General features: G+C 71.9%; 15 protein-coding genes. 7 read left to right on the top strand and 8 right to left on the bottom strand.

From position 1 onward, the window contains the following. Positions 1–102: 102 nt before the first annotated feature. From WMF39_RS37665 to WMF39_RS37650, 4 genes are all read left to right on the top strand, one after another. Positions 103–735, top strand: a complete 633-nt coding sequence (locus tag WMF39_RS37665) for an RNA polymerase sigma factor (protein WP_437741301.1) — start codon at positions 103–105, stop codon at positions 733–735. Next, positions 726–2,039: a FecR domain-containing protein gene (locus tag WMF39_RS37660; protein ID WP_437741300.1), complete on the top strand. Its 1,314-nt coding sequence runs from the start codon at positions 726–728 to the stop codon at positions 2,037–2,039. The genes WMF39_RS37665 and WMF39_RS37660 overlap by 10 nt, the downstream gene beginning before the upstream one ends. Positions 2,040–2,137: 98 nt before the next feature. Then, the gene (locus WMF39_RS37655; protein ID WP_437741299.1) at positions 2,138–3,178 is read left to right on the top strand and encodes a hypothetical protein; all 1,041 of its coding nucleotides are present in this window, start codon (positions 2,138–2,140) and stop codon (positions 3,176–3,178) included. Positions 3,179–3,253: 75 nt separating this feature from the next. Next, entirely contained in the window at positions 3,254–4,873 is a 1,620-nt protein-coding gene (locus WMF39_RS37650) for a hypothetical protein (RefSeq protein WP_437741298.1), read from the top strand. A 29-nt stretch (positions 4,874–4,902) separates the two neighbouring features. Here the strand turns inward: WMF39_RS37650 and WMF39_RS37645 are convergent, their stop codons facing one another. Further along, entirely contained in the window at positions 4,903–5,898 is a 996-nt protein-coding gene (locus WMF39_RS37645; protein WP_437741297.1) for an amidohydrolase family protein, read from the bottom strand. Positions 5,899–6,243: 345 nt separating this feature from the next. On the opposite strand from WMF39_RS37645, the gene WMF39_RS37640 reads away from it, so the two are divergent. Beyond that, the gene (locus WMF39_RS37640; protein ID WP_437741296.1) at positions 6,244–6,903 is read left to right on the top strand and encodes a hypothetical protein; all 660 of its coding nucleotides are present in this window, start codon (positions 6,244–6,246) and stop codon (positions 6,901–6,903) included. A 109-nt stretch (positions 6,904–7,012) separates the two neighbouring features. On the opposite strand, the gene WMF39_RS37635 is transcribed toward WMF39_RS37640, so the two are convergent. The 5 genes from WMF39_RS37635 to WMF39_RS37615 all read right to left on the bottom strand — a co-directional run bounded on the left by WMF39_RS37635 (position 7,013) and on the right by WMF39_RS37615 (position 13,241). Next, positions 7,013–7,192 (bottom strand): hypothetical protein, encoded by a 180-nt coding sequence (locus WMF39_RS37635; RefSeq protein WP_437741295.1) that lies wholly within the window; start codon positions 7,190–7,192, stop codon positions 7,013–7,015. A gap of 143 nt (positions 7,193–7,335) precedes the next feature. Beyond that, positions 7,336–7,986 (bottom strand): LolA family protein, encoded by a 651-nt coding sequence (locus tag WMF39_RS37630; protein ID WP_437741294.1) that lies wholly within the window; start codon positions 7,984–7,986, stop codon positions 7,336–7,338. Between the two features lie 47 nt (positions 7,987–8,033). After that, positions 8,034–10,541 carry a cytochrome c peroxidase gene (locus WMF39_RS37625; protein ID WP_437741293.1) on the bottom strand — a complete coding sequence of 836 codons (2,508 nt, stop codon included), beginning with the start codon at positions 10,539–10,541 and terminating at the stop codon, positions 8,034–8,036. A 413-nt stretch (positions 10,542–10,954) separates the two neighbouring features. Next, on the bottom strand, positions 10,955–12,415 hold the full coding sequence (locus tag WMF39_RS37620) for a C45 family autoproteolytic acyltransferase/hydolase (RefSeq protein WP_437741292.1): 1,461 nt from the start codon (positions 12,413–12,415) through the stop codon (positions 10,955–10,957). A gap of 1 nt (position 12,416) precedes the next feature. Beyond that, entirely contained in the window at positions 12,417–13,241 is an 825-nt protein-coding gene (locus tag WMF39_RS37615; RefSeq protein WP_437741291.1) for a glycosyltransferase family 2 protein, read from the bottom strand. 12 nt (positions 13,242–13,253) lie between these two features. Between WMF39_RS37615 and WMF39_RS37610 the strand changes: the two genes are divergently transcribed. Together WMF39_RS37610 and WMF39_RS37605 are read left to right on the top strand one after the other, a co-directional pair. Then, a complete protein-coding gene (locus tag WMF39_RS37610; protein ID WP_437741290.1) occupies positions 13,254–14,597 on the top strand; it encodes an MFS transporter in 1,344 nt (447 codons plus the stop codon). Between the two features lie 12 nt (positions 14,598–14,609). Then, the gene (locus tag WMF39_RS37605; protein WP_437741289.1) at positions 14,610–15,593 is read left to right on the top strand and encodes a phosphotransferase enzyme family protein; all 984 of its coding nucleotides are present in this window, start codon (positions 14,610–14,612) and stop codon (positions 15,591–15,593) included. A gap of 62 nt (positions 15,594–15,655) precedes the next feature. On the opposite strand, the gene WMF39_RS37600 is transcribed toward WMF39_RS37605, so the two are convergent. Further along, positions 15,656–17,350 carry an adenylate/guanylate cyclase domain-containing protein gene (locus WMF39_RS37600; RefSeq protein ID WP_437741288.1) on the bottom strand — a complete coding sequence of 565 codons (1,695 nt, stop codon included), beginning with the start codon at positions 17,348–17,350 and terminating at the stop codon, positions 15,656–15,658. A 479-nt stretch (positions 17,351–17,829) separates the two neighbouring features. Continuing rightward, positions 17,830–18,375 (bottom strand): hypothetical protein, encoded by a 546-nt coding sequence (locus WMF39_RS37595; RefSeq protein ID WP_437741287.1) that lies wholly within the window; start codon positions 18,373–18,375, stop codon positions 17,830–17,832. Between the last annotated feature and the right edge of the window lie 462 nt (positions 18,376–18,837).

Genomic DNA, 18,837 nt, shown 5'->3' with positions numbered 1-18,837 from the left:
GCCAGCGCTCACGCATCAGCTCGCCGGGCGGGGGCGCAGGGCGACGCCGCACGCCCGCCCTGAGCCGTTGCGGCGGGGGCCGGCCATCTTAGAGGCTGCCCCATGTCCGTGCACCTCCGCGTCGTTGGAAAGCCCCGCCCGCCGGACCGCCCTGCCGGCGCGCAGCTCACCTCACCCGACATGCTGCGCGGCCTGCACGCTCGGAACCCCGCGGCGGAGCGCCGCCTGCTCGACACCTACGCGGGCTTCGTCGAGCGGATGCTGTTTCGCATCCTGGGCGACGTCCGGAGCCTGGAGGATCTGGTCCAGGACGTGTTCGCCCGGGTGTTCTCCCGCATCGACGACGTGCGCGAGCCCGAGGCGCTGAAGCCCTTCATCACCAGCGTCACCGTGTTCGTCGCGCGCGAGGCGCTCCGCAAGAGGCGCAGGCACCGCTGGCTCGCGTTCTTCGCGAGCGACGAGCTGCCGGAGGTCGCGGCCAGCGCCGATCCGGAGGCCCGGCAGGGCGTGCGCGCCTTCTACCGCGCCCTGGAGACGCTCGACGCCGACGATCGGCTGGCCTTCACGCTGCGCATCGTCGAGGGCCAGGAGCTCGCGGAGGTGGCCGCTGCGTGCAAGGTGTCGCTCGCCACCGTCAAGCGCCGGATCCAGCGCGCGGAGCTCGCGTTCGTCGAGCGCTGCAAGAAGGATGAAGTTCTTTCTTCCTGGCTCGCGGAGGGCGACCGATGGACCTGAGGACCAAAGACGTCGCGGCCGTGGGGCGCCGGGTCGCCGCGCACCAGGATGCCGCGCTCGAGCGGCTGGTGCGGCCGTCGACCACGGATCGACTCGAGGCGATCTACCGCAAGGAGGCCGCGCTCTCGCTGAGCGCCAGGGCGGCTCCCCGCTCACGGCGGCTCGGCGTCGCGCTCGCTGCGGCGTGCTTCGCCGCTTCGGTCCTCTGGTTCGTGCTGTTCCGGCCGGGCGATCCGTTGACCTACCGGGTCGCGGGGGCGCCGGGGGCCGTCGGCCGGTGGGTGGCGGCGGACGCGTCGCAGGTCGGGCTCGACTTCTCGGACGGGTCGCGCGTGGACCTCGCGCCCGGGACGCGCGCCCGCGTGACCGAGGTCGGCCCCCGGGGCGCGAGCGTCCTCCTCGAGCGCGGCTCGCTGCGCGTGCGTGTCGTGCATCGCGACGACACCCGGTGGGTGGTGGCCGGGGGCCCTTTCGAGGTCCACGTGATCGGCACCGAGTTCGACATCACGTGGAACACGGAAGCCGAGGAGCTCACGGTCTCGATGATCACCGGCCGCGTGCGCATCCTGGGCCCATGCGTCGACCCCTCGGGGCGCGCTCTCGCCGCCCCCGAAGCGACGCGGCTGGCGTGCGCGGCTCCCCGACCCGTCGCGCCGCGGGCGTCGTCGCCGGCGCCTGATCCGGAGGCCATCCCCTCCGCGCAGCCTCCCGCGCTCCTCCCGGGCGCGAGCGCCGCCGCATCCGCTCCCGCGCCCGCGCCCGCGCCCGCCCCCGCGCCACCTTCCCTTGGCTCGCCGCAGCCCCGCGCGGGCGAGCCCCTGGCCGAGGCTCCCGCCGAGCGCTGGCGCGCGCACCTCGCCGCGGGCAAGCTCGGCGAGGCGCTCGCGGACGTGGAGCTCCTGGGTATCGACACGGTGCTCGGGCGCGCCGGCGGCGCGGAGCTCGTCGATCTCGGCTCCGCGGCGCGTCTCTCGCGCAAGCCGGACGTCGCGGCCAGGTTCTACGAGGCGGCGCGGCAGCGGTTTGCCGGGAGCGACGCCGCGGCCGCGGCCGCGTACCACCTCGGTCGCATGGCGTTCGACGGGCGCGGCGCCTGGGCGGAGGCCGAGCGCTGGTTCGCCGTGTACCTCGCCGAGAGGCCGCGGGGCGCGCTCGCGCCGGAGGCGCTCGGCCGCTCGATAGAGTGCGCGAGGAACCTCCAGGTCCGCGCGCGCGCCCGCGAGCTCGCCGCGCGCTACCTCGCGGCATACCCGAACGGCGCCCACGCCGGGCTCGCGGCGACGCTCGCCCATGGGGCCGATTGAGGGTTCCGTTCGGCAGCCTGCGCGCTCGATTGAGCCTCCTCCCGCGGAGGTCGCGGCCGCCGCGCCGGCGCCGCCTGCGCTCGCCGGGAGCGCGCGCCGTGGCGAGCTCGATCGGCTGCGCGCTCGTCGCTTTGCTGGCGTTCGCGGCCTTCGCAGCGCCGTGCTCCGCCGAGGAGGCGCCGCCGATCACGGTCGTCGCCGGCGCGCGCGGGGCGCTGGCGTACCGGCTCTCGCAGGAGCTCGAAGCGGCGGGCCTGCAGGTGCACGTCCAGGCGGGCCCCGTGGCGGCTGGTTCCGGCGGGCTGCTCATCGTCATCCCCGAAGGCGAGGAGGGGGCCATCGAGATCTGGTCGGACTCGAGCGGGCGCGCGGACCTGGTCGCGAGCGTGGCGCCCGACGGCCCGCTCGACACCCGGGTGCTCCGCGCGGCGGAGCTGGTGCGGGCGCTCCGGTCGACGGCGTCGACGGCCGGGGCCCCCGTCGGAGCCGTCGCACCAGAGCCGGCGGCCGTCGCGCCGGCCCCGGTCCAGCCCTCTCCCGCCGCGTTGCCCGGTGAGGCGTGGCGGAGCCCGCCGCTCCGCGCCTGGGCGCCGCCCTCGCCGCCGTTCGCGGTGCCTGCGGCGTCCAGGGTCCCGCTCGTCGAGGTCGGCGTCGCGATCGCCGTGGGATGGCAGGCGCCTGGCGCCTCGCTGGCGCTCGATGCCTCGCTCCGGATCTGGCCCTCGGCCCGGATCGGCGCCGGGCTCCTGGCGGACCTGCCGATCATCGGTCCCGAGATCGAGGCGTCCGAAGGCAAGGTTCGCTTTCGCCGCTCGCTCTTCGGCGCCGAGCTCGCCCTCGCGCCCATCGAGAGGAGCCGTCGGTTCGGACTCGTCCTCTCCCCCGGATTGGGTCTCGGTTACGTGAGCGCGTCCGGCGATGCGAGACCGCCCTATATCGACAGCGACGAGTCCGCCTTCACCGCCTTGGTGTACGGGCGAGGCGAGGCGCGTTTCCGGCTCGTCGACTCCGTGGTTCTCACGGCGGGCGCGCTCGGCGGCGCGGCGATCCCGCCTGTCGACATCCGGTTCGCAGGACGGGTGATCTCGACGTTCAGCCCGCTCGCGTCGTTCTCGATCGGGATCGTCGTCCAGCGGTGAGCCGCCGTCACGACAGGCGGCCATTCATAGGAGCAAGCCACGCGTACTTCTTCAATCGAGATCGGAGAGGCCTCCTTGAAACAGCTCCTCGTACCTGGATGCACCGTGCTCATGACGCTTGTCGCCGCATGCGACAGGATCCCGCTCGATCCCATACGCGATGATGGCGCCGGAGGTGGCGCGACGGGAGCGGGTGGGGCCGGCGGCAGCGGCGGCGCAGGCGGCAGCGGCGGCGCAGGCGGCAGCGGCGGCGCAGGCGGCAGCGGCGGCGGCGGCGCAGGCGGTAGCGGCGGCGGCGGCGCAGGCGGTAGCGGCGCCGCCGTCGGCAGCGGCGGCGCAGGCGCTGGCGGCGCCGTCGGCAGCGGCGATTCTCTGTGGAGCCGGCACTTCGCCGCGAACCCACGCCAACCCCAAGTCTGGGTGGGCAGCCGTATCGCCGTGGACGAAGCCAGCAACCTCGTCGTCGCGACGGCGGTCGCCGATGGCGTCGACTTCGGCGCCGGTCCGCTTTCGACCGGGGGCGCTCTGGCCTTCGCCCTCGCGAAATTCGACGACGAAGGCGAGAACCTCTGGCACAAGGAATTCTCCGGTTCCGTCTACCCGCATGACGTCGCGGTCAACCAGGCGGGGCTCATTGCCACGACGGGGGTGGTTTACGGGACCGGCGTCGACTTCGGCGGTGGTTTGCTCGTGGGGCAGGAGTCGGGTGGCGACGCCTTCGTGGCTGTCTTCACGGCAGACGGAGAACACGTCTGGTCGGCTCGAATCGGCGTCGACGGCGATCAATGGGCGGATAGCCTCGCCATGGATGCAGCCGGGAACGTCGTCGTGGCAGGGACGTTCATGGGCCAGATCAGCGTCTGCGGCGCCTCGCTGACCAGCGTCGGTGACATGGACTCGTTCATCGCGAAATTCGACCCTACGGGGAATTGCCTCTGGAATAAGCAGCTCGGCTACACGGAGATCCACAACGTCGCTCTCGACGCGTCGGGCAGCGTCGTCCTCGCCGGCAGCTTCGGCGACTATTTCGCCGAGGCGATCGACCTCGGCGGCGGGCCGCTGACCACCGCGGGCAGCGAGGATATCTTCGTGGCGAAGCTCGATGCTGCCGGTGAGCACGTCTGGAGCAAGCGGTTCGGCGACGAGGCGCTCCAGAGGGCGTACGGCGTCGCGGTCGACGGCGCTGGAAACGTCGTCATCAGCGGGACGTTCCTCGGGAGCGTGGATTTCGGCGCAGGTCCGCTGGTGAGCGAGGGAGGGTACGGTCCTCTCGAGCCCGGCTCGGTCACGTGGGGCGGCAACGCCTTCGTGACCAAGCTGAACCCGGCAGGCGAGCTCCTCTGGGCCAGGCGCCTCGGGCAGTATGGGCCGCAGACGGCGCTGGACGTCGCGGCGACCGTGGACGGCGAACTCGCGATCACCGGCTTGATGTACGGCGACGTCGACTTCGGCACGGGCCTGATGGACTGCACCTATGGCGATGCCTTCGTCGCGAAGCTCGATGCGGCGGGCACGGTCCGCTGGGTGAAGCACACCGGCGGCAGGGGGCAACAGTACGGCTATTCCACGGCCATGGACGCGACCGGCCACGTGTACGCCGCCGGCCCGTTCCTCGGCACCATCGACTTTGGCACGGGCCCGCTGGCGGCTCCGGCGTCCACCCGGGCCATTTTCCTCGCGAAGTTCGGCCCCTGAGCCGCGGGCGGCGATCCGCGAGGTGGCCCTCAGCGCAGGCAGGCGCCGAGCCATCGCGCGGCGTTCTGTCCGAGGGCGGGGCCCAGGAGCTCGGGGGGCAGGTGAAGGCCCTGATAGGTGCCGATCGTGCGGGCCGATTGATGATCGGCGGTTTGACGAAAGAAGCGAAACTTGTCCTCTTTCAAGAGACCCATGTTCGACTCCACCTGCAGGTCCCACAGCTCCATGGACATCGGGTCCAGCCCGCTGGTCACAAGGTCGGTCCCGAACAGGAAGCGCTCGGGCCAGCGAGAGAACAGCCTGAGGAGCTGGGCGCGCTCCCGCTCGAGGCTCGCGAACCCCTCTGTCGCCGGGCCGGCGGAGCCATGGCTCGTATCGACGAGGAGGCGCGGAAACGCCTCCATCAGGGACTCCATGCGCGCGAGGTCGGTGCGGCTGCCGCAGAGGTGCGCGCACACGAGCTGCAGGTCGGGGAAGGCGCGCAGGACCGCCTCGAGCTCGCTCCTGTAACGGACGGTGTTGGCATGAAGGAGAACCGGAAGCGCCTGATCCGCGAGCGCCTGCCACATCGCCTGGTGCGCGGGGTCGTCGAGGGGGCGCTCGTGGAAGAGGTTGTGCCCCTGATAAAGCTTCACGCCACAGGCGCCTCGGCGGCGCAGCTCGGCGAGGTACGGGATGTCGGCGTCCCCCAGGTCCAGCGTGACAAAGGGAATGAGCTTTCCACGGTGAGCCGCTGCGGCGTCGAGGACGAGCTCGTTGCCCGCGCGGTAGCCGGAGAGGCCAGCGCCGCCGCGTCCGCTGGTCAGGTCCGGGCTCGCCAGGATGACGGCGCGATCGACGTGATGCTTGGCCATGTGCGCGAGCAATGGTGCCACCGCGCTGGCCTCCGTCAGGTGCACATGGATGTCGATGACCTCCTGACGGGCCGGCGGAGGCGGCGACGAACGGCACCCCAGGACGGCGGCGAGCGCGGCGCCCCACGCGATGCTCCGGAAGCGAGCGCCGCGCTCGGCACGCGAGTTCATCGAAGGAGGGCGATGAGGACGGCGGCCATCTCGAGAGCGATGAGCGACGATTGGATCCATCGCCGACAAGGATACGCCGTGGCGGGGATGGCGCCATAAGAAAGGAGGGAGTCGGGAAATATGAAAAATGATGTGAGCTGATGATTCGCTTCTGAGCCTGCTTTGTGCGAACGCTCGATGTTCGCGCCTCGAGGACGAAGTTTCGCCCTGGAGGTCGTTGTTCATTTGTGCCCAGTGGAGTTATTTATGTCGCTCATTCGTAGCTCGGTTCGTCTCATGGGGTTCGCAGCGCTCTACGCGTCTTTGTTTGGAACGACATCTTGCTCGCGCTGGCTGGACAATGGCGTGGGCTCAGGCGCCGAAGGAGGTGGCGGCAGCGATGCCAGCGGCAGTGCCGGCATCAGCGGCAGCGCCATCAGCGGTAGCGGCGGTAGCGGCGGTAGCGGCGGTAGCGGCGCCACCAGCGGCAGCGGCGTTGGTGGGGCTGGTGTAGGCGGGGCCGCGACCGGGGGCGGCGGAGCGTCTGTTTGTGCAGACGACGCCTACGAGGCGAACGACGCGTCCGCCTCTGCGGCTCCGCTCGCCTATGACCATACCGACGACAGCCTTGGTCCCAGCGCGTGGTTCTCGAAGATCGATTTCGTCCTCTGCCAAGGCGACGAAGACTGGTACCTGCTCGACACCACCTCTCTCGGGATCGAGGAGGTCAACTGGAGCCTTCGCGTACTGGCCTCCGGGGCAGAGCTGTGCGGCGCGGGTTGTGAGCAGTATACTCCGCCCTCCGGCCCGGAGAACACGTTGATCGTGGAGGTCTACAGCGCTGCCACGATGGAGCTCCTCGGGGGTGAGGAGAGCGATCATGGACGGGTATGGCTCGATGGAGGGGGTGCGGGTTCGGCGAACGATCTGCTGCTCCGCATCTATGGGCCGCCCGAGGCGAACTACCCGTACGACATGAGCTTCGTCGCCAAGTCCTATGAAGGGGAGGACGAGTGCGAGTGCTGATCTTCACCTAGCGCCGCGACGCCCGGGCTCTTCTCTGCTTCCGTGTCCCGGGGGGACCGAGCATAGGCATTAACCAAGCTTCCCGCCGCGTTCTCCTACATCCGAACGTTTACGTGGTCGTGGTCGTGAACGTGGTCGTGGTCGTGGTCGTGGTCGTGGTCGTGGTCGTGGTCGTGGTCGTGGTCGTGGTCGTGGTCGTGGTCGTGGTCGTCAACGGTAGGCCGTGAACGACCACGACCACGTTCACGTTCACGTTCACGTTCACGTTCACGTTCACGTAAACGTTCACGTAAACGTTGGTGACCGATGGTGGGGTGGAGGGGGGCGGGCTTCGTGCCCTGAGCGTGACCGAACGAGCTTGGCCCCCGTCTTATGAGGCCCGGGAAGCCCGGCGCTGCCCCGCGCGCCGCCGGGCACGAGCTCGGCGCCCGCTCAGCCCTGCTTCGGCGCCTTCATCCGCGCCGGATCCACGCTCACGTCCCGCGCCACCTTGCCGAACGCGATGACGCTCCGGTCTCCGTTCCGCTCCTCGATGACCACGCGCCGCACCGACCACAGCTCCGGCCCCGAGGTCATCTCGAGGCTGCGCACGTGCTTCGCGACCTCCTCGGCCCGCGGCCGCGCCGCCAGCGTGATCCCGTCCGCGCGGCTCGGGATCGACAGATCGTAGCGCGCCCGCAGCTTCCCGAGGTCGCCGCCGAGCAGCACCAGGAGGTCCGACAGCACCGCCCCGAAGCGCCCCGCCGCGCCCCGCCCCGCGCCCGCCGCGCCCTTCGGCGTCGCGAAGCCGAACCCCTCGGGCGTGATCCAGTAGGTGATCGCGTCCGGCGGCTTCAGCTCCCACCGGAGCCGGTCGGGCAGCACCAGCGTCATCTCGCCGTCGCTCTTCACCGCCGTCGCCAGCAGGCCGATGCTCCGCTCCTGCGTGAACGGCGCGACCAGCGTCTTCACCGACGCGCGCGCCCGCGTGATCTCGGCGAGCGCGTCGCCCACCTCGTCCGCGCGCGCGCGGCGCGCGTGGCTGCCGATCGACAGCGCCCCGCCGCACGCCGCGAGCCCCTTCAGGAAAGATCGTCGCTGCATCCTCGCCTCGTCGTCTGACATGGTCATGTCAGACGAGCGGGCCGCGCTCAATCCGCAATGGGCTTCGGCGTGTTGGGCCCGCTCTCCGGCAGGTCCGGCTTCGCGATGTACTCCTTCGGGAGCTCGCCCGTCAGGGACTTGAGCCACACCACGATCTGCTCGACCTGCGCATGGGACAGGTCCTTGCCGAGCTGGTGCTTCCCCATGAGCCGCACCGCCTCCTGCAGCGACGAGACGGACCCGTCGTGGAAGTACGGCGCCGTCATGGCCACGTTGCGGAGCGTCGGCACCCGGAAGACCATGAAATCGGCCTGCTTCTTCGTGATCTCGAAGACGCCGCGGTCCATCGTGTCGGGCCACGACCGCACGAGGCCGAGCTTCTGGAACATCGTCGCCCCGACGTGCGGGCCGAAGTGGCACGTCACGCAGCCGACCTCGACGAACGTGTTGAACCCTTCCTTCTCCGCGTTGGTCAGCGCCTCGGGCTCCCCCTCCAGGAACAGGTCCCACCGCCCGCGCGTGATCAGCTTGCGCTCGAACGCGCCGAGCGCCTTCGCGGTGTTGTTGGCGTTGACAGGCCACGGATCGTTCGGGAACGCCCTGCCGAACGCCTTCACGTACTCGGGGATGGAGCGCAGCGTCGCCTCCAGCCGCACCGGCGTCATCGCCATCTCGCTCGGGTTCATCATCGGCCCGTTGGCCTGGGCCTCGACGTTGTCGAAGCGCCCGTCCCACATGAGCGAGAAGAACCCCGCGGAGTTGTACACGCTCGGCGTGTTGCGGCGGCCGCTCTGGTGCGCGTGCCCGATCGACACCTTGGCGCCGTCCGCGCCGTAGCGGTCGAGCGGGTGGCACGAGTTGCACGAGAGGTCGTGGTTCTTCGAGATCCGCGTCTCGTAGTAGAGCATCCGGCCGAGGTTGATCTTCTCGTCCGTGAGCGGGTTGCTCGAGGACGTGATGACCGCCGGCAGCGGGTTGAAGCTCCCGAGCCGCTCCGGATCGATCTGCACGGCCGGCTCGGCAGGCGCCGCGGCGGTCGCGCCCGGCGCCGCGGTGGCCGCGCCTGGCGCCGCGGCGGCCGCCGGCGCGGGCTGCGTCCCGCCGGTCGCCGGGGCGGACGCGGACGCCGTCGTCTTCTGCACCAGCCAGGCGCCGACGCCGGCGCCCGTCGCCGCGACCAGCGCCGCCGCCACCACGAGCGGGGCCGCCTTGCTGCGGGGGCGCACGTGGGCGGTGGGCTGGTCACCCGCCACGATGATCGTCTTGTGGAAGGGCACGGAGGTGCCCGAGACCGTCCTCGATGGCGGCGGGCCGTCCGGGAACCCGCGGATCAGGAGGCCGTGCGGGGTCGCGTGGTGGCCGCTCTGGGTCGCGTGGTGGTGGCCGCTCTGGGTCGCGTGGTGGTGACCGCTCTGGCCGAGGGCCCCGCTGTGCGTGACGTGCTCGGGCCAGCTGCGGGGCGTCCCCACGGGCGTGGGCGGGCGCCGCGTCGAGAAGTCGCCGGGGTCCGGCCAGCTGCGGGACGTGCTCCCGGGCGTCGGCGTGCGGCTGCGGGGCGTCCCCACGGGCGTGGGCGGGCGCCGCGTCGGGGCGTCGGGGTTCGGCGGCCCCTGCGAGGGCGGCGGGATGTCGGCCTGCACCGAGTCGGGGAGGGGCCGCAGCATGCTCTCGTGGATCGAGATGCCGTGCGGCAGGAGCATCCGGCACTCGTCGAGCATCTCCGCCGCGCTCTGGAAGCGCAGGTTCCGGTCGATCTGGAGCGCGCGCTGGACGATCTCGGAGACCTCGTAGGGCACCCAGGGCGCCAGCGACTGGATGGGCGGCGCCGGGGTCGAGCAGATCGCGACGATGAGCTCGCCGAGCCCCCGCGAGTTCCTGTAGGGGGTGCGCCCGGCGAGCATCTTGAAGAGGACGATGCCGAGCGACCAGACGTCGGTCCGGCCGTCGACGTCCCGCATGTTGCGCGCCTGCTCGGGCGACATGTAGATGGGCGAGCCGATCAGGTTGCTCGTGGCCGTGAGCTCCTTCTGCTGCTCGAAGGTGTCGTCCTGGATCTTGGCGACGCCGAAGTCGAGCAGCTTGACCGCGTACTCGCCCCCGTCGCGCCGCGCCAGGAACAGGTTGGCGGGCTTGATGTCGCGGTGGAGGACGCGCGCGTCGTGCGCCTTGATGAGGCCCATGCACGCCTGGGCCACGATGCAGAGCGCGAGCTCGGGCGGCAGGGGGCCGAGCCGCCGGAGCATCTGGTCGACGTCCTCGCCGTTGAGCAGCTCCATCACGAGGAAGGGCAGGCCGGTCGCGCGGTCCCTGCCGCTGTCGAGCACGCTCGCGATGTGCTCGCTGTCGATCGCGCCGGCCGCCCTGGCCTCGCGCTCGAAGCGGGCCATCACCGCCTCGTCCTGCGCGAGCTTGCTCGTGATCACCTTGACGGCGACGCGGCGGCCGGTGCCCAGGTGCCGTGCCTCGTAGACTGCCCCCATCCCGCCTTCCCCGAGCAGCCCGAGGATGACGTACCGTTGATCGAGGGTGGTGTTGATCAGGTTGATGTCCGTCATGGTCTGGTCGACCCAGTCGCCGCTCCGATGCCGCGACCTTGGCGCCCCGAATCGGATTGTCGGACGGAAGCTGCCGCTAGGCAATCTTGCGGTAGGGCTATGCCGGACGAGAGGTGCCCTACCGCCGATGTACGGGCGTGGAAGAGAGGGCGCCCCGAAACCACGCCGAAAACTTGCGATTTCGCGCCGGGTATGTCGCTGCTGCGCTGCGGGGAGGGCCCTCGTAGGCGCGGCGGCGCGGCGCTTTCGTGCTCGCCGTGGGATGAGGCGCATCCCGGGCGCGGGGCTGTCGCGCTCGCTCGCCACGCTCGCCACGTCCGCGTCACGGCATGGAGACGGCGCCGCCGCGCTTGCGCGAGGGACGGAGCGGTTATTTAGTTGCGTCTGTTTATTTAAGGATTGTCGTTGCTTATTTAAGGATTGTCGTTGCCGCGCTCCCCGCCTTCGTGGGGTGAGCCGGCGCGCTCCCAGGCGGCGTAGTCGCCGCTCGTGAGCAGCGGATCCTCGGGCATGGCGTCGGGCTCGGCCGTGTCGAGCGCCGGGTCGAACGCGGGGTCGAGCAGCCGGGTGAGGTCGAAGCGGAGGAAGCGGCCGGCGAGGTGGGGGCCTTCGCTGACCCAGAGGACGCGCGCCGTGGCGTCCATGACGACGGCGTGGGTGGCGATGAGCGCGTCGATCGCGCGCCGGTCGCCGAGCGGCAGGGGCGCGCCGCCGCGCCCGCGCCGGTCGCGCAGGACGTCGATCGCCGCCTCGATCGTCGCGCCCTCGGGCAGCGCCGCGAGCCGCTCGTCGAGGCGGTCGCGCCGCGGGCGGGTCGAGGTCTCGGCCTGGATGCGGAGGTTGCGCGGATCGCCCGCGAGCGGCCCCTCGAAGTGGTTGGTGAGCGGGACCTTGCCGCGGCCCCGGCGCGCGTGCAGCGGCGCGCCGGGCGCCCGCTCGGCGATCGCCGCCTCGCCGTCCGCGTCGACCAGCATCACGAGGTGGGAGACCATCGGCGCGCGCGCCTCGAGGATCGCGAGCGCCTCGTCGACGCTCCGCGCGCGGCCGAGCACCTCGCGCATCGTGTGGACGACCGGCTCGCCTGCCGCCCGCGGCTCGCCGGCCCGCCCGCCGTGGACGACGAGCGCGAGGCCCGCGGCGTTCATCCCCGTCACCGCGCCGATCAGGCCGGGCCAGGACACCGAGGCGTACGGGATCTTCCCCTGCTCGTGGACGAGGAACACCGCCTTGCCCTCGTCGAAGACGGGCCCGGCCTCGAAGTCGAAGTTGCGGGCGAGCACCGCGTGCCCGCCCGCCGACGCCGTCCCGGTGAGCGCGAAGCTCGTGCAGCCGAGGAGCGGCGAGTGCTCGAACGAGAGCGCGATGTCGTAGAGCGACTGGAGGAAGACGAAGCGGTGGTACGTGGGGAGGACGCCGTCGAACGGGTCGGGCGAGAAGGCGCGGGCCTGCGCGGCGATCTCGCGCCGGACGCCGTCGGTCATGCCCTCGTCGACGCCGCGGAACTCGAGGCGCGACAGGTCCATGATGAGCCACCGGAGCGGGGCGACGGGCACGTAGCGGTGGAACTGCTCGTAGAGGGTCCCCTCGTTCTGGACCATCTCCGGGTAGAAGAGCCGCCCGTGCTGGTGCCCGATCTCCTCCGGCGACCCGGAGAGGCGCGCCTCGAGGATCCGCCCGCGGCGGCGCGCGTAGGCCGGGCCGAGCACGCGCAGCCCTCCCGGCCCTGTCTCGGGCTCGCCGGCGGCCGCGCGGATCGGGGGCGGCTCGATCCGCGTCGCGGCGGCGATGCCGAGGTGCGCGAGGACCGGCGCGGCGAGGAGCGCGGCGGCCGCGAGGAGCTTGCGGCGGTGGCGTGCGAGGCGCGACGGCCGCAAATCAGGGAGGCGCCGTCGCCGGCTGCCGCGGGTGGGGGTCGAGCTCCGTGGCGAGCGCGCTCGCCGCGGCCGGGCGGACCGGGTCGGGGGACAGCAGCGGCGCGGCCGGCACGTGGCGGAGCCCGCGCGTGAGCGCGAGCGTCGCCACCACCCGGCGGATGATCCGCGCCGGATCGCGCACGCTGTCGAAGTGGGTGAGCCGCTCGCCCTCGGGCGGGTAGATGACCCGGATCGGCGCCTCGACCAGGCGGACGCCGGCGGCCACCGCGCGCAGGAGGATCTCCGCCTCGAAGGCGTACCCCTCGTCGCGGGCGCCGAGCGACAGCGTCGTCCGGAGCGGGTAGCGGCGCAGGCCGCACTGGGTGTCCGCGAAGGGGCGGCCGGCGAAGAGGGAGAGGAAGAAGTTCGAGATCCGGTTCGAGATCTGGTTCGCGCGCGGCGCGCCTGCGCCCACGAGATCCCGGATGCCGAGCACCAGCGCCTCGGGGTCGGCGTCGGCCTCGATGAGGCGCCGCGCCTCCTCCGGCGGGTGCTGTCCGTCCGCGTCGATCGTGATCGCGACGTCGAAGCCTGCGGCGAGGGCGAACTCCATCCCGGTGCGCAGGGCGGCGCCCTTGCCCTGGTTTTCCGGGTGGCTCAGCACCGTGGCGCCGGCCGCGCGTGCCCGCTCGGCCGTCCTGTCGCTCGATCCGTCGTCCACCACGATGACGGTGCCGGTCAGGCCGTGGACCCGGAGCGCCTCCCGTGTGACGTCCCCCACGTTGCGCTCGGCCTGGTAGGCGGGAATGATGGCGCAGATCCGCATGAGACAGAGCGCGATTACCATGGTGTGCCCTGGATGAACAGCGGCAGGCGCCCGGAGCGCCGTCCTGGCCTGCTCCGCCGCCGTCCTGCGTTCCGTCGCGTCTGGATGAGCGAGGTCGTCTCGCTGCTGGGCGACTGGATGAGCTTCGTCGCTGTGAGCCTGCTCGCGCTGGGGGGCGAGGGGGGCGGGGTCGTGGCGCTCGCGCTGGTGATGGTGGGGCATCACCTCCCGAACGCGCTGTTCGCGCCGGTGGCGGGGGTGCTCGCGGACCGGCTGGATCGGCGGTGGCTGCTCGTCGCGACGAGCGTGGTGCAGGGCGCGCTCACGGTCGGGATGCTGGGGGCCGCGGTGGTGGGCAGCGTGGTCGGGGTGCAGGTCCTCGTCTTCGTGCGCGCGTCGGTGGGCGCGCTGCGCTTGCCGGCGCAGAGCGCGGTGCTGCGCCATGTGGTCGAGGAGGACGAGCTGCTCGAGGCGAACGCGATCGCGTCGGCGACGTGGAGCGTCATGTTCGCGGTCGGGATGGCGTTCGGCGGCCTGATCGCGGGGCTCGGCCCTGCGGCGGCGCTCGCCCTGGACGCGGCGTCGTTCGGCCTGGCGGCGCTGTTCCTCCGGGGGCTCCCTCCGATGGTGGCGGAGGGGCGGCCGGCGGAGGGCGGCATGCTGTCGGCGCTCGCGTCGGTGCGCCGCGACATGGTCCACGCGTGGCGGCACGCGTGGGAGCGGCCTCCGCTGCTCGAAGCGGTGCTCGCGAAGACGCCTGTCCACATGGCGAACGGCGGGGCGCTCCTCTTGCTCAACCTTGTCGCGACGCAGCTCCCCTTCGCCGGCACGGGCGCGCTCACGCTGGGCGTCCTCCAGTGCGTGCGCGGCGCGGGCACGGGGGTCGGCCCGCTCGTCGGCGTCGCGCTGGTCCGCCGCGGCCTGCGGGGCGAGCGCGCGGCGACCGGAGCCGTCTGGGTGACGTTCGGCGCGATCGCTGTGTTCGCGGTGACCCGCCACCCGGCGGCGCTGCTCGCGGTCGTGCTCGTGTGGGGCCTGGGCAGCGGGGCGAACTGGGTGCTGTCGAGCACGGAGATCCAGCGGCTCTCGCCGGATCGTTTCGTCGGCCGGCTCTCGGCCGTCGACAACCTGGCCCTCACGGTGGGCCTGTGCGCCGCGTTGCTCGGCGGGGCGTTCCTGGTGGAGCGCGCCGGCGTGCCCTCGGCTTCCGCCTGGCTCGGCCTCGGCGCCGGCGTCGTCACGTGGCTCGGGGCGCAGTGGATGCTGCGCCGACGGGCCGCGGCGGTGCCGGCGCTCCCGGCGCCGCCTCCCTTGCCCCCCGAGGTTGCGGCGGTCCCGGCGCCGCATCCCTTGCCCCCCGAGACGGAGCGCAGCTAGGTTCCCGTTCCGATGATCCCGGACGTGTGGGCGCCCCTGAGCGGCCTCTCCGTGCGCCGCTGCGAGGACGAGGGCCTCATCAACGGCACCTGGCTGGCGGGCGATCCTCCGCGGTACGTGGTCCAGCGGGTGAGCCCCATCTTCGCCCCGGAGGTCCACGACGACATCGAGGCGGTGACGGCTCACCTGGCGGCCCGCGGTCTCGCGACGCCGCGGTTGCTGCGCGCCGGTGACGGCGCCCTGTGCGCGCGCGATGCCGAGGGCGCGGTATGGCGGGTGATGGACTTCGTCCCTGGCCGCACGCATCACCGGGTCGGCTCTCCTGTGCTGGCGCGCGCCGCGGGGGAGCTCGCGGCCCGGTTCCACCGGGCGGTGGACGATCTCGAGCACGTGTACCGCCACGTCCGCGTGGGCGCGCACGACACGGCGCTCCACATGGATCGGCTGGACGGCGCGGCCACCGGGGGTGAGGGGCGGCGGCTGGCGGACGCCATCCTCGACGCGTTTCGCACGTGGCGGGGGCGGCTCGACCTGCCGGTTCGGCACTGCCACGGCGACCTCAAGATCTCGAACCTGCGCTTCTCCGAGGCGGGGGAGGGGATCTGCCTGCTCGATCTCGACACGCTGGCGCTGCAGTCGATCGACGTGGAGCTCGGCGACGCGTGGCGGTCGTGGTGCAACCCGGTCGGGGAGGACTCGACCGAGACGCGCTTCGATCTGGAGGTCTTCGCCGCCGCCGTGGCGGGCTACCGCGAGGCGCGGCCGCTCGGGGCGGAGGAGCAGGAGGCGCTCGTCGACGCGGCGGAGCGGATCGCGCTGGAGCTCGCGTCGAGGTTCTGCCGGGATGCGTTCGAGGACCGGTACTTCGGCTGGGACCCGTCGCGCTTCCCGACGCGGGTCGCGCACAACCTGTACCGTGCGGCGGGGCAGCTCTCCCTGGCGCGCTCGGCGCGGCGCCAGCGCGGAGAGATCGCGCGGTTGCTCGCGGGGGGGTGAGCGCGGCGCGCGCGCCCCCGCCGCGCCGAGCACGGTGATGCGCTATCGCCCCTTTGTGCTCGTCAGCGGTCCATCACGGCGTAGGTCATCACCGGCTGCACTCGGCCTTTGACCGTGATCTCGCTGACGGGACGTGTGTTGAAGACGTCCTTCACGAGGAGGTGCGTGTCCTCGCTGAGGAGCACGCTCACGCCGAGCTCCTTGGTCGCGCTCTCCAGGCGCGAGGCGAGGTTCACGGCGTCGCCGATGACGGTGTATTCCATCCGCGCTTCACTGCCGATGTTGCCCGCGACGACCTCGCCGGTGTGGATCCCGACACCGGTCTTCAGCGCCGGGATTCCCCGTTTGGCCAGTCGCTCGTTGAAGCGCTCGAGCGCGGCGCGCATGCGGATGGCCGCGCGCACGGCGCGCACGGCGTCGTTCGGCCTGGGGACGGGCGCGCCGAACACCGCCATGATCGCGTCGCCGATGTACTTGTCGACGACCCCGCCCTCGTCGAGGATGATGGCCACCATCTCGGTGAAATACTCGTTGAGGAGCCCCACGAGCTCATGGGCGTTCATCCTCTCGCTGATGGTCGTGAAGCTCCGGATATCGCAGAAGAGGATAGAGACGGTGAGCGTCTCGCCGCCGAGCTGCACCTTGCCGGCGAGCAGGTGCTCGAGCACGGATTCGGTCATGTACTTGCCGAAGGTGCTGCGGAGCTTGTCGCGCTCCTTGAGGCCGTCCACCATCGAGTTGAAGCCGGTCGCGAGATCCTCCAGCTCGTCGCCGGTCTTCACCGCCTCCACATGCACATACCGCTGTTGCTCGAGGTGCTTGAGGGCGACGTTCACGCGGGAGAGCGCGCGTGACATCGTGGTTGCGAGGCGCGCGCCGAGGATGAGCGAGAAGAGCGCCGCGAGGGTGAGCACGCCGGCCGCGAACATCAGGTTCTGGCGCACGATGTTCCGGACGTCGCTCACGTCGAGCGCCATGACGATCGAAAAATCGCCGGCCTTGCCCCGGAGCGATCGGGGCGCGAAGCGGGAGAGGGCCCACAGCGAGCTCGCGTCCTCGACGATCGTGGGGTGGGTCTCGTCGCCGATGACGGCGCCCTCGAGCAGCTCGGTCGGGAAACGCTCCGTGCCCGTGATCCTCTTGCCCGACGGGTCGACGAGCGCGATATCCACGCCGAGCTTCGTCGCCACTTCGTCGAAGTAGGTGTGATCGATGGGAATGCATGCGAGCAGCGATCCGGCGTCGCTCCTCGCATGCTGGGCGATCATGTACGCAGGCGGCGAGCCTGGCTGTCCATCGCACCCGTGTACGAGCACGTCCCGCAGGTCGTCCATCTCGGCGAGGCCCGAGAGGCCTTCGGTGAGCCCGGGGACCTCGTCCGTGCTCGGGGGCGGCGCATCGAGCCCCCTCGCCGCGACCCGATTGCCGAGCTCATCGAAGGCGACGATGGAGACGTTGGGGTGAGCGGCGATGACGGCCTCGAGCGCCGTCCCCACGGCCGACTCGTTCCGCAGCCGGAGCCCCTCGACCAGCTCGCGCGCACGAGACGCCTGGCGTGAGGTCGCCGAGATGGCGCGCTGCTGCTGCCTGAGCTCCAGCCGGAAGTTGCGGATCGCCTGCGGGACGCGCTCGCTGATCTGCGCGAGGAGCTGCCGGTGCATCACCCAGGACAACACGGGGAGGGCCGCGAGGGTCGCGAGCGAGGAGAGCGCGACGAGGACGGTGAGCTTGGCGCGAACGGTGCTGAGGCGGAACATGAAGGCCTTCATCAAAGCAAAGTCGGCTTCCGGTGGACAGCGCGTCGACATGTCGACCTGACGTCGAAGTTCGAGCGCTCCTTGAAGGAGACCGGAAGGGCTTCGGTGTAGACGGCCAAGATGTAGCGGGCATTGGTGGTGAGCGTAGCGGTGCGCGTCAGCACATCTGTGAACGCGCTGCGCGCGCGGCTGTTGGCGGGGGGTGAGCGAGGCGGCGCGGGCGCTGCTGGGCCTTCCGGCGGTATGTCGAACATGGGGAAGTGCCTGCTGGTTGATGCGCCCGAGGATGTCGGACATGGGCGGGTGCCTGCTCGGCGAGGCCCCCAGGCAGGTCGGACATGGGCGGGCGCCTGCTTCGCCACGGCTCCCGGGATGTCGCGACATGGGCGGGTGCCTCGCCGAGCAGGCCGCCGGGCATGTCGGACATGGGCGGGTGCCTCGCCGCTCACGCCCCCGGCATGTCGCCGCGAGCGGTCCGGCTACAGCTCGGGATCGGCGCTCACCGCCGGCGCGGCCGGCGCCACCTCGCTGGGCACCGTCGGCGGGCCGGGGGGCGTGGCCGGGGCCTGCTCGGGCGCCGCGCGCCCGCGCAGGGCCCGCTCGCGATCGGCGTTGAGCTTGTCGATGTAGGCGAACAGCCGCGCCTCGTGGTCGGCCGGCAGCTTGCTGCCCTCTTCCTGGATCTCGTCCCGGAGCGCCTCCCGGAACCGCCCGAGCAGCCCGACGGCGGCGCCGCGGAGCGGGCCGGTGGCCGCGGCGTTCTCGCCCGTCGCGAGGAGCGTGGCGCGCCTGCGCAGCAGGCCATCGATGTCGTCGCCGGCGGCGACGAACGCCTTCACCCAGTCGTGCAGCGTCCCTCCGCCGGGGGTCGCGGCGGCCTTCAGCTCCGCCTTGAGCCGGGTCAGCTCGGGCCGGTTGTCGAGCGCCGCCGACGCCTCGTCCGCGTACGGGGCGCGGAGCACGTCGAGCTTCGGGACGAACGTCTGCTGCGCGGTCGCCGCCGCTTCCTTGAGCGCCGCCGGCAAGGCGGGGTGCGCCTCGACGGCCTTGCACAGGAAGAAGACGGCCGCCCCGAGGCCGTCGTGCCGGGCGTCCGCCTCGGCGAGCTCCCTGGCGAGCGGCGCCTGCGTGCCCGCGGCGTCGGGGATCGCGTCGATCTCCTTCTGCTTCGCCCTGAGCCGCGGCTCATACAGCTTGCCTGTCGCCGACAGGCGCAGCTCATCGGCCTTGTGTCAAGAGATCGCGCAGCGCGAGCTTCAGGTCCCCGATCGTGAGATTGCGCAAGGTCACCTCCGTGAATGGCGTGATCGGCCACCCCCACGGCCGCACGGGCGGCCGAGAGGGCGAGCCAAGGAGTGTTGCGTGAGCGTCACAGGATAATGAACTTCTCCGCATCCGGTAGTCCGAATTCGATGGCTCGGAGGCGCAGCGCCTTCAGGCGCGCTGAAATCGTGCTGGGAACCGGTCGAGTTTGGCGCCTTTCGTGG

The sequence above is a fragment of the Sorangium sp. So ce1504 genome (assembly GCF_051521635.1).
Lineage (GTDB): Bacteria > Myxococcota_A > Polyangia > Polyangiales > Polyangiaceae > Sorangium > Sorangium cellulosum_B.
This window is presented reverse-complemented; position numbering and strand designations above follow the sequence as displayed.

What these genes read in the sequence shown, in the direction of transcription:
- WMF39_RS37645 (WP_437741297.1), bottom strand. Translation starts at nt 5,898, where the DNA reads ATGAACTCGCGTGCCGAGCGCGGCGCTCGCTTCCGGAGCATCGCGTGG.
- WMF39_RS37605 (WP_437741289.1), top strand. Translation starts at nt 14,610, where the DNA reads ATGATCCCGGACGTGTGGGCGCCCCTGAGCGGCCTCTCCGTGCGCCGC.
- WMF39_RS37630 (WP_437741294.1), bottom strand. Translation starts at nt 7,986, where the DNA reads ATGCAGCGACGATCTTTCCTGAAGGGGCTCGCGGCGTGCGGCGGGGCG.
- WMF39_RS37625 (WP_437741293.1), bottom strand. Translation starts at nt 10,541, where the DNA reads ATGACGGACATCAACCTGATCAACACCACCCTCGATCAACGGTACGTC.
- WMF39_RS37665 (WP_437741301.1), top strand. Translation starts at nt 103, where the DNA reads ATGTCCGTGCACCTCCGCGTCGTTGGAAAGCCCCGCCCGCCGGACCGC.
- WMF39_RS37615 (WP_437741291.1), bottom strand. Translation starts at nt 13,241, where the DNA reads ATGGTAATCGCGCTCTGTCTCATGCGGATCTGCGCCATCATTCCCGCC.
- WMF39_RS37600 (WP_437741288.1), bottom strand. Translation starts at nt 17,350, where the DNA reads ATGTTCCGCCTCAGCACCGTTCGCGCCAAGCTCACCGTCCTCGTCGCG.
- WMF39_RS37610 (WP_437741290.1), top strand. Translation starts at nt 13,254, where the DNA reads ATGAACAGCGGCAGGCGCCCGGAGCGCCGTCCTGGCCTGCTCCGCCGC.
- WMF39_RS37660 (WP_437741300.1), top strand. Translation starts at nt 726, where the DNA reads ATGGACCTGAGGACCAAAGACGTCGCGGCCGTGGGGCGCCGGGTCGCC.